Source organism: Bartonella sp. AU16XJBT (assembly GCF_028618665.1).
Classification (GTDB): domain Bacteria; phylum Pseudomonadota; class Alphaproteobacteria; order Rhizobiales; family Rhizobiaceae; genus Bartonella.
In genome coordinates, this window is the sequence record NZ_JAQITF010000070.1 from 1 (window position 1) to 1,231 (window position 1,231).

The 1,231-nt window shown below is 35.2% G+C and carries 4 protein-coding genes; 3 read left to right on the forward strand and 1 reads right to left on the reverse strand.

All coding sequences use genetic code 11. From position 1 onward, the window contains the following. The 3 genes from PVV66_RS09570 to PVV66_RS09580 form a co-directional block, all read left to right on the forward strand. Positions 1–251: hypothetical protein (locus PVV66_RS09570; protein WP_273761009.1), on the forward strand; the 251-nt coding region annotated here is incomplete at its 5' end. Between the two features lie 94 nt (positions 252–345). Further along, positions 346–594, forward strand: coding sequence for a BrnT family toxin (locus PVV66_RS09575; RefSeq protein ID WP_012231069.1), 249 nt, complete (start codon positions 346–348; stop codon positions 592–594). Further along, positions 588–899, forward strand: a complete 312-nt coding sequence (locus PVV66_RS09580; RefSeq protein ID WP_375694351.1) for a BrnA antitoxin family protein — start codon at positions 588–590, stop codon at positions 897–899. Before PVV66_RS09575 ends, PVV66_RS09580 begins: the two co-directional genes overlap by 7 nt. Before the next feature lie 70 nt (positions 900–969). Here the strand turns inward: PVV66_RS09580 and PVV66_RS09585 are convergent. Continuing rightward, positions 970–1,231 (reverse strand): BrnA antitoxin family protein (locus tag PVV66_RS09585; protein WP_273761010.1); only part of this gene is annotated, 262 nt, incomplete at its 5' end.

Sequence of the window (1,231 nt, forward strand, 5' to 3'; positions counted from 1 at the left end):
CAGCGATTTACACCATTAAGCATTCGGAATCGGAGGCTGGTGGCAGAATCCCCACCACAATCGCAAAAAAGGAACTTGATGTTTGTATCAATGATATCGGGGGAATACCACCAAAACCTCAAGATAGCGTTGTAGTTATGACGCTTGAAAGTACGAAAGATAGCTTTTCTCAAGAGCATTTTATTGTGACGGATGTACAGGCTTCGGAATCTGGCATGTATAAGCTTATTTTACGTGCACAGGAACGCTGATGTTACCAAGAGAAATTTAAAGGAAATAAACACTAAAGATATTTTGTATCACTTTTATTATTGACCTCTTTGAATAAATGTAATACATTAATTTATGATTATTACTTATGATGAAATTAAACGACACAAAAACATTGAAAAACATGGGCTTGATTTTGCTGATCTTCAAATAGAATTTTTTGAAACAGCGATCATCCTTCCAGCAAAGCAAGGACGTTTTATGGCTATTAATGTTTTTACCAATAATGTTATTGCAGTCGTTTTTGCTACACTTGGCGATGAAGCGGTTTCTATCATTTCTATGAGACGTGCGAGCAAAAAAGAAAGGAGTTTAATATTATGACGAAATATCCATATATTAAACCTCTCACCGATGAAGAAGAGGCTGAAATTCAAAAAGAAATTGCATATGATCCAGACGCTCCAGAAGCGACAGATGAACAAATTGCTCAAGCAAAATCATTTGCAGAAGTATTTCCTGATTTAGCTGAAAGCATTAAACGTTCTCGAGGGCGACCACAAATTGATAACCCTAAAGAGCAAGTATCAATTCGTTTGTCACCAGATGTTTTAAAAAAACTTAAAGCCTTGGGTCGTGGGTGGCAATCAAAAGTCGATGACATTTTACGTAAAGCAGTTGGGTTATAAGGCTTTTGTTTATACTATAACACATTTTAATGTCTCTCTGTTTGCTCTATTATTAATAATAGGCGCAAAGTTAATTACAGTGACTTGTTCGTAAATCTTTTTCGATCAAATGTCTGACATAGCGTGTATAAGGAATAGCTTGATTTTTCGCTTTTTCCTTTAAAGCTTTCATAAGTGCTTGAGGCAAGCGAATATTTATAGAAGCTTCTTTAGGTAAGAATTCAAAATGAACGGGTTTAAAACCAGTTAAGTCATAATCCGTAAGATTAGCAGTATCAACGAAGTTTTCTGCTTCTTCATCCGTTTTGAAAACGGGTATTTGTTTTAATTGA

Coding starts and splice junctions, on each gene's coding strand:
- PVV66_RS09575 (WP_012231069.1), top strand. CDS start 346: ATGATTATTACTTATGATGAAATTAAACGACACAAAAACATTGAAAAA.